This window comes from Spirulina sp. CCY15215, assembly GCF_016888125.1.
In the GTDB taxonomy this organism is placed as follows: domain Bacteria; phylum Cyanobacteriota; class Cyanobacteriia; order Cyanobacteriales; family Spirulinaceae; genus CCY15215.
Map to the genome: position 1 here is coordinate 1 of NZ_JACSWA010000387.1, position 9,156 is coordinate 9,156.

3 protein-coding genes and 1 CRISPR repeat array are annotated in these 9,156 nt (G+C 45.8%); all 3 genes read right to left on the minus strand.

The features are described from left to right. Positions 1-176 precede the first annotated feature (176 nt). A CRISPR array of direct repeats spans positions 177-2,038; the repeat unit is 37 nt; unit sequence CTTTCATCTCACCAATCCCCGCCAAGGGGACTGAAAC. Positions 2,039-2,053: 15 nt separating this feature from the next. After that, complete coding sequence (locus JUI58_RS10875; protein ID WP_204103808.1) at positions 2,054-5,332, minus strand: helicase-related protein; 3,279 nt, start codon at positions 5,330-5,332, stop codon at positions 2,054-2,056. Positions 5,333-5,349: 17 nt separating this feature from the next. Continuing rightward, positions 5,350-7,275 carry a sigma-70 family RNA polymerase sigma factor gene (locus JUI58_RS10880; protein ID WP_204103809.1) on the minus strand — a complete coding sequence of 642 codons (1,926 nt, stop codon included), beginning with the start codon at positions 7,273-7,275 and terminating at the stop codon, positions 5,350-5,352. 278 nt (positions 7,276-7,553) lie between these two features. Beyond that, entirely contained in the window at positions 7,554-8,414 is an 861-nt protein-coding gene (locus tag JUI58_RS10885; protein WP_204103810.1) for a restriction endonuclease, read from the minus strand. Between the last annotated feature and the right edge of the window lie 742 nt (positions 8,415-9,156).

The following is a 9,156-nucleotide window of genomic DNA, read 5'->3' on the forward strand; positions in this document are numbered from 1 at the left end:
TCCCGGGAGGTTCGTACAAAGTTGCCAGAACCTTGACAATTGAATAGTTTCAGACTTTGTTTCGGTAAAGTTTCGGGTGAAATCAGCCGCGATCGTGCTTCGATTTCAAGGCAAAATTTCAGGTTCGTACAAAACGGTCTGAGAATGCCTGCCCTGTAAGGGTTCTATCGCCCGGACTTTCATCTCACCAATCCCCGCCAAGGGGACTGAAACTTATTACGGAACTTTGGTTTCGTCTTCACTCGTACCTTTCATCTCACCAATCCCCGCCAAGGGGACTGAAACCTGAGTTTTGGATCGTCTGATGCCATTGCTCAACTCTTTCATCTCACCAATCCCCGCCAAGGGGACTGAAACATCTACGATACAGTCCTCGCAGTTTACTTGCCGGAAACTTTCATCTCACCAATCCCCGCCAAGGGGACTGAAACAACATCAATATTCTGGTGTTTATATTCATTATGAAGACTTTCATCTCACCAATCCCCGCCAAGGGGACTGAAACTAAACAAGTTGGCGGGACGATGATGAAGACTGGCGGCTTTCATCTCACCAATCCCCGCCAAGGGGACTGAAACACATGGTTTTTTGTCCCTATATATAGATGGGTATGTCTTTCATCTCACCAATCCCCGCCAAGGGGACTGAAACATCGCGTCAAGTCCCTCTATTCCATGCAGCCTGAATCTTTCATCTCACCAATCCCCGCCAAGGGGACTGAAACGCCTCAGCCATCAAGATTCGAGATAAAGCAGCCTTTACTTTCATCTCACCAATCCCCGCCAAGGGGACTGAAACAGTTTTTATTTTGTAGGTGCGCGGACGGGATGGGACTTTCATCTCACCAATCCCCGCCAAGGGGACTGAAACTCGATGCAACTACGCTAATCACTCCACAGTTGAATTCTTTCATCTCACCAATCCCCGCCAAGGGGACTGAAACTTGTTAACTGTTTGAAGAAGATTTAAAAAATCCTCTTCTTTCATCTCACCAATCCCCGCCAAGGGGACTGAAACATTGCGATTCCTATTCAGACTGGGGATGCCGCGCCAACTTTCATCTCACCAATCCCCGCCAAGGGGACTGAAACAAACCCCTGACAGACATAGAATTATGCCTTGCTGGAACTTTCATCTCACCAATCCCCGCCAAGGGGACTGAAACGAGTAAAAGCGATCGCGAGTCACTTTGTCCTCTCCCTTTCATCTCACCAATCCCCGCCAAGGGGACTGAAACAGCGATTGATTGGATCGCCGCGTTGATAGTTCGATCTTTCATCTCACCAATCCCCGCCAAGGGGACTGAAACGCTATTTCTATAGCAAACCGCTCTCGTATGGTCACTTTCATCTCACCAATCCCCGCCAAGGGGACTGAAACGGGTTTCACACTATCGCGCTTCCACACGCAAGCATACCTTTCATCTCACCAATCCCCGCCAAGGGGACTGAAACTTTACCTTGACGAATATCTTTTCTATATAATTTACCTTTCATCTCACCAATCCCCGCCAAGGGGACTGAAACTTTAGATTTACTAATTCTATATATTGATCTAGTGATCTTTCATCTCACCAATCCCCGCCAAGGGGACTGAAACACGAAAATCCCTGATCGTTTTGTTGAGTTGTTCGATACTTTCATCTCACCAATCCCCGCCAAGGGGACTGAAACTTTCTAGTTCCCAGACAGTGTTATCATTTTGCCATTCCTTTCATCTCACCAATCCCCGCCAAGGGGACTGAAACTTAATACAAAACGCAACAATCGTTGTTGTTGACTCCGCTTTCATCTCACCAATCCCCGCCAAGGGGACTGAAACATTAACCCGACTGCCCCGGTATGTCCGGACTCAACCTTTCATCTCACCAATCCCCGCCAAGGGGACTGAAACTTCGTTTTTTGACAAATCGTTAGGCATCATTATTGTCTTTCATCTCACCAATCCCCGCCAAGGGGACTGAAACGTCGCCATTCCCCCATATTTTTTCAATGTTGTCCTCTTTCATCTCACCAATCCCCGCCAAGGGGACTGAAACATCTACCTGTCATCCTCAGAATGAATCGAACCATTCGTAGCAAACCAATTGGATATTCTCAGCCGTTAGGACTTTGAGGATAGACTGAGTGCCGATGGGGTCAATTTCTCGATAAAGTTCATTATCGATAAAGAGTTCGTTAAGTTCTTGGATGAGAGTGTTACCGTCGCGTTTATTTTGCTTCCAAAGGCGCTTGATTTCTTTGTCGTAACTGCTAATTTCAGAAGAATCCGCAATCAGGCTTAAAATTCTCTCTTTGGTTTCTGTTTCTTCTGGCTGCAATGCTTCTATGGTAGACGGCTCGTTCAAGAATGTTTTGATTTCGAGTAAGGTTTTGGATTGTCGGGGTCGAAAACGCTGGCGGGTTGCTGTTTCTTTTGATGATTGGATAATATTGCGCGTTGCCCCTTCGACAATGCGAAAAATAGATTTATCAAATCTAGCAGGAGGCAATGTCTCGGGAGCGGGAAAGTCGGATTCTTGACATTGCAGCCAGCTAAAAATGCGTCGCTTATCTATAATCATTTTGTCAGGATCGGTAGTAATAGAACCGTTTTCTTCAACGCGAGGATAAAAGTGCCAATAATGACGGTCTTCCGCACGAAATGCGAGAAAAATCCCCCCGGCTCGGCAATCGGGATGGTCAATTTGCAATTGTCGTCGGCTGTGGATGCCCATTGGAATCTCTTGCACTTGCTCGCGTCCAACGCGCTGCATGAACTCCGTGAGGGGAAAGCGCATCTCATCGAGGGAAACCAGATCCGAGAGTTGTTCGAGTTCGGCAAGAATCGCCTGCTTTTCGGCTTCGCTACTGGCTTGCTTGAGTTTGAGGAGTTCTTCGAGGGAACGCTCGGAAATTTCTTCGCCTAAGACGCTGGCATCGAGTCCAACATTGCGATCGATATCGGCAATGCGTTGTTGCAGGCGTGCGACTAAACCCAGCAGCCGTTCTAAGCCTTCTTCGGGGAAACAGTTATAAATGGAAAGGTTTTCGTACTCGGTACCGAGTCGGTCAATGCGTCCGGCACGCTGGATCATGCGAACGGGATTCCAATGAAGGTCGTAGTTGATTAAAACGCCTGCGTCTTGTAGGTTCTGACCTTCGGAAAGAACGTCGGTGCAAATCAGGATTTCGATCTCGTCATGGGCAAGTGCCTCCCGTTCGCCTTCAGTTTCGGCATTGGCTTTGGGGGCAAAGCGCTTAACCTTGGTTTCGCGTTGCTGGCGGCTGCTCTCTCCGGTGATGATATCGATGACGGGATGATTCATTTGCTGCTGCCATTGGCCATCTTGTTGGAGTTCTTGGTAAATATATTTGGTTGTGTCTTTGAAGTAGCTAAAGACCAGCACTTTTTGACCTGTGAGGGTGAGGAGAACATCTTTGAAGGCAACGAGCTTGCGATCGCTATCTTGACCTTGCTTGACAGAATCCTGGATTTTCTGGAGTTTGGCTAAAATTCCTTGTAGGGCTTTGATATCGGCTTCAATCTGCCTGGTGAGTTCGGGAAGGTTGTAGTGTTTAGATTGAATCGGCTCGAGGCGGTCTAATACTTCAATGAGCGTGGTTTCATCATCATCGGCAAACTGGGAATTGATGAGATATTTACGAAAGTTATGACTGTCGAGGAGTTTATTTTCTTCGGTGAGAATCTGATAAAACCGTTCTTGGAAGCGAGCTTGATTGGTAATGCTATTTTTGAAGGCAACCAGAGAACTTTCTAAGCGCTTGAGGTACAGTGCTTTTTGCAAGGCAACGAGGGCTTGATTGCGTTTAACAACAGCTTCATCGGTTTTCTTTTGTTGTTTTTGAAAGGCTTTGATATTATAAGGAGCGAGATTGAGATTGCTAATTTCCTCGGCAATCCCAGCATATAACCCAGAGAAACTCTCTTCAAAATTATAGGTAAATTGCTCCAGTTTGCGCTTGGGGAATTTAATTTCACGCCCGGCTATTTCGATACGTTCTCCGGCTTGCTGACGTTTAATCACATCCAAGCGACTGCGACGTACCATTGTTTGAAAATGCAGGTCGGTGATTTCTGCGTCCCCTTTATGAATGCGTTTAAATAATGTTTGTAAATTGGGAATATCCCATTCTTGATAATAACGATCGTTTCCTCGCGTCAATAGAGAAATCTGATGATATAAGTCGAAAATATTATTATTAATCGGCGTGGCGGTGAGGAGCAAAACCCGCTTGTGCCGTCCGCTACTAAGGAGTTTGGCAAGGGTTTGATAGCGATTGGTGGCGCTATTCCTAAAGTTGTGGGATTCATCAATGACAAGGAGATCGTAGTTGTGGTACTTTTTGCGATTGAAGTCGTTGCGCCCCATTTCTTCATGGGAGATGACTTCGGTATAGGGTAGTCCGAATTCTGCCAGTTTCTTTTTCCATATTAAGTCTCGCAGTTGCGCCGGGCAGCAAACGATTGCCCTGGGAATGTGACCGGAGCGGCGCAATTTGAGGAGGTAATATTCAATCACCCGCAAGCCGATGTAGGTTTTTCCTAAGCCCACGGCATCGGCAACCATGCAGCCATAGTGTTTTTCCATGAGACGAATAGCGCGTTCAAAGCCCTCTTGTTGGAAGCTGGCGAGTTCTAAGGTGGTGCGGTCCCCTGCAATGACGAGGGTATCGTCTTGGAAGAGTTCGTAGAGGGCTTTGAGGAAAACTTGGTAGGGGGTATAGGCTTTGCTGCCGAATTTGGAGGCATCCAAGGCGGCAATGAGTTTGGTTTTATAATCTGGATCGACGCTCGGATCGTTCCAGAAGTCCTCGAACCAGTTGGCTCTTAAGTCACGGGCAATTGCTTCAACTTTATTGACAATGTTGAGTTCTTTGTTATGTCGGATGCCCGAGGGGGTGAAGTTACTCGAACCCACGATGCTGTAGCGATTGAAGATGTAGGCTTTGGCATGGAGGAATTCGTTATTGGTGGCTCCGTAGAGCCTGACCTGAATATGCCCTTGCTTGAGGTAAGCAATAACGCGGTCGATTTGGTCTTTGTATTGGCGCTGGAAGGGTTTTTCGTCAACTTGCTCTCGCAGGCGATCGCGAAAGTATTGGCGCAAGTCAAAAGTATCTTTTTCGGCGGCGCGGATGGTGGGGTCGCGACCGATGAGAAGGCGAAGGGAGTCCAATTGCTTCATCGGGTCTTCCAAGCGCAACCATGCTTCGATGCGAAAAAATCCCGTCGCGATATCCAACTCGATTTGCTTTTCCTTCTCGATGATTTCCTTGAGAACGGTTTCGAGATGGTATTGTTTGTTGTCGATGTAGTCGGGAATGGGCATGGTTTTGGTGAAGTTAATTAGATGGGAAAGCAACCATCAAAAAGTTCTACTAAGCGGCAATTGGCAAGTTCGTATAGTTCCTCTGAGCTATTGCGTAAAATACCCCAGATAATATAAATAATTTGCGAACGAGTTTGGTAAATTTGACTGGCTATTGAATCTTGAATGTATTTTTTAAGCGAGGGATTATCATTGGGAAATTTAGACCGATTTTTATCAATTTCGTTGAAGGTTTCTTGGTTTGAACGTTTGGGCGCAGTCGAGCAAGATGAATTAATGTTCTTTAAAGTTGAGACAGAATGATTGCCTTCGGAATTGAGAGAATCATTAGGGATTTTGCCAGGGACTTTAGCGTTTATAATCTCAGGATTTTGGAACTTTTCTTGCGTTTTGAAGGTAAAGAAAACCGTATTGGTTGATGCGGGAAGATTGGCAGCACGGGGATTGCGTTTTATTTCTACATTTTGTTTTACAATTTGCTGGCATTCTTCTGGATTTGGCGGGAATAGCATTCGTTTGGTTTGTCGCAGTTTTTTCATGGCTTTATTCTCAATTTGCCGGGTGCGCTCTCGAGTAATCCCGTATTCCTCACCGATTGCTTGCAGCGTTTTGGGCTGTTCGTCCTGTAATCCGAAGCGCTTGATAATGACTTCTTGTTCTTTTTTTCCTGTCAAGGTTGCGAGGAGTCGTTCGATAGCGTCGTTTCGTTCGAGGTAATCGAGGTAATTTTCGCGATTGTCGGTCATTTGCGAGTCCCATCTTAGATCGTCGCTATTGCTAATGAGGGCATTCAATGATGACACCGGAGCAAACCAACGAATCGTATCACTCACTTTCTTCACCGGACAATCGAGTAAGCCTGCAATTTCTCGATGAGTTGGTTTGATGCCGCGTTGAATCAGCGTTCGCTCTGCTTTTTTGATGTGCGAGCTAAAATCCCACAGATGCACGGGAAGCCGAATGCAACGAGAATCGTTTTTGATGGCGCGGGTGATAGATTGGCGAATCCAATGGGTTGCATAGGTGGAAAACTTATTGCCCCGAGCGGGATCGAATCGTTTTACGGCAATCGTTAAACCATAATTTCCCTGTTGGATTAAGTCGGGTAGGTCTAAGGTATTGTAAGTATATTTCTTGGCAATGGAGACAACGAGGCGTAGATTGGCTTCAATGAACTTATCTCTGGCACGCTTGCTGGGATGCAGTTCAAGATAAAATTGCTTGAGGCTCAAGTTTAGTTTCTCTGCCCATTCTGCATCGCTAGGAATGCGCTTCTGTTTTTTCTGGAAGGCAACGTACACCTTCTCAAAATCAAACCAGCGCTTGGCTTTTCTGGCTAAAATAATTTCCTGCTCGGCACTCAGTAATTGAGTTTTACCAATGGCATTGAGGTAAGAGCCAACTGTATCTAAGGGTTCTTGCTTATCCCGCTTGCGCCGGGCGGCAAAGCTAATAAATTGATGCTGGGTTTGATAAAGTTTTTTGGGGTCTTGCCCGGTGGCTGCGAGTTTGGTGAGGTGATGGGCATCAAATATTTCTGCGTTTTCCAGTTGCACGATGCTTTGCTTAACGATGCGTTGGAATTCTTCTGTATGTTGTTTATATTGGTGAATCGTAGTCGCGATAAATAACTTTTCGTAATCCGTCGTCGCGAGGACTAAAAATAAAGTGCCTCGGTCATTTAAGTTTCTGGCGATCGCCTGCAAGCGTTGCTTTAAAATAGAGTCTTCATTCCACTTAAATTCAATCAGAACCACTTGCAATTCCGTCTCGCGATAAGAGGCGAGGAGGTAAGCGCAATACACGGAATCTTCTACGGCGGGTGCTAGTTCTAAGTCTTCAATGTAAAACTCTCCAAAGCAATCTGTATAACCCAGTTTGACAAACAATTGACTCAGGCTTTGCGCGTCGGTAATGTCGGATAGGGCTTGGAGATTTAGCATTTCATTCTCCTCGAATAATTTTCATTAAATTTCCTGCGAATCTCCCCAAAACCCGCTAAGAATCGAGCCACACCCAATTAATATCAAAAAACTTCACTAAATACATTGCAGACTCAGAGCAATCTAGCACTAAAGCAATCTGGTGATCTAGCTTTATTACGATAACTTAATATTCTTGATGCCTTTGATACAATAGTATCGGGGACTTGATTACTCTCGTATTTCTGTGAACTTTGCTGATTTTCTAGGGTTTAGAAATTTCCATACGGAATCTCAAACTACAAAGCCTCGAACCACGCTTCATCAATTTTCACCTCCACAACTTCAATCGTTTTGGTAGCGACTCCGATGCCGAGGTCTCGCAGGAGATAGCAAAGTTGTTCGCCATCGATGAGGTCGAGAGCGGGCGCTCCGTCTCGCGTGGCTTCTTGCTTGGCTGCACGATTGAACGTCCCTGTCGTTAAGAATAATCCCTTGTCCGTTCTGCCGACCATTGCCCCTCGGAAGTCTCGGATTTCCTTCGCACCCACCGCACCGGAGTAGCGTTTGCACTGAAAGAATACTTGGAAGCTCAACAGAGATATTTTCAAGACTCCAATGCCATCGATGCTGCCATCTCCTTGTTTTCCCGTGACTTCGACTTTGATAAAACCGGATTCCCGCAGAACGCGCTGGCACAAGCGCTCGAAGGCATCAGGGGGAATTTGCTGGAGAATCGAGAGCAGCTTATCGATCCAGACTTCAGAATCATTATCATTTGCGATCGCGTCGGTTCGTTCGGGAGAGGGTGATGCTGATGAATTTGAATTATCTTGCGTTTTGACAAAGTTTTTGATTTCATTTGCGTCAATATTGCGTAGCGCTTTGCCTTTGCTGGTTAGCGCCCAAACGCCGCGACCGATATTTTCAATCGCACCGTATTTCTTAAGACAAGTCCTCGTCCAGCCCATGCGATACGAAATTTCGCTGTGGGAGCCGTTTTTATGAAGAATGGCCTGCTGTTCTTCGGAGAACTTCTTTAAATCGCAAACCTTATCGTAGATTTCTTGTACCGTTCCCGATCCGCCTAATTCATGAAGTGCTTTGATAGTCGGCTCGAACAAGCGATCGAAGGTAGGAATCTTGCTTTGTGAAGTCATGTCTGTGCTATATTTTATTCGGGTCAGAGCGCTAACTTTATTCTAACTTTATTCTAGTGCAGCCCTCCCGAAAAATATTGTTCTCTAACCATTCCGGCATCAGCCAACGAGCTTGCCCCAGTAGCGTCGCAGGAGCAGCTTTTTCTCGTTCGGGCGGGGTATGCCAGCGACCCAAAAGTTTTCGCGAGAATTGCGTTAAGTACCATACCGCTTAAACGGCTGCCCGAACTGCTCCCAGTTTTCCTTGTTGAATGGCGACTTCCACGTGGCATGGCAATAGAGAATGCTAGGACTGAAACTTTTTATGTGAATTTCATTAATCCTGGAGAATCACCAGCTTACAACGCTATTACCCTAAACTATGCAGTTTACTGGGCAACTTGTCACAACTTTAATAGTTCATTTGGTAGTCGTGAACAAGCTCAACAACTTGGCTATCCACTAAACCACAGTCAGCGTCAAGAAACAATGAACAGCATTAACTAACTTATTTATCGCTAAAAATTCAAGTGCGATCGCGGCAATGAGTTGTTAGTGACGAAAAGTTTAAATTAACAGAGGTTGTATGGCTCTTAATGAATTATCGATTCAAATTCTCAAAGCGATTCGTGAGGGAAAAACAAATGAACGCGCAATTGCTGAATCTTTGAACAAAATGTCGAGTGCAGTCCCTACCCATAATCTTTGATTTGGGTAGGGTTAGCGAGACCAACAAAGGAAATCGCGAAGCATCCGACTAGAG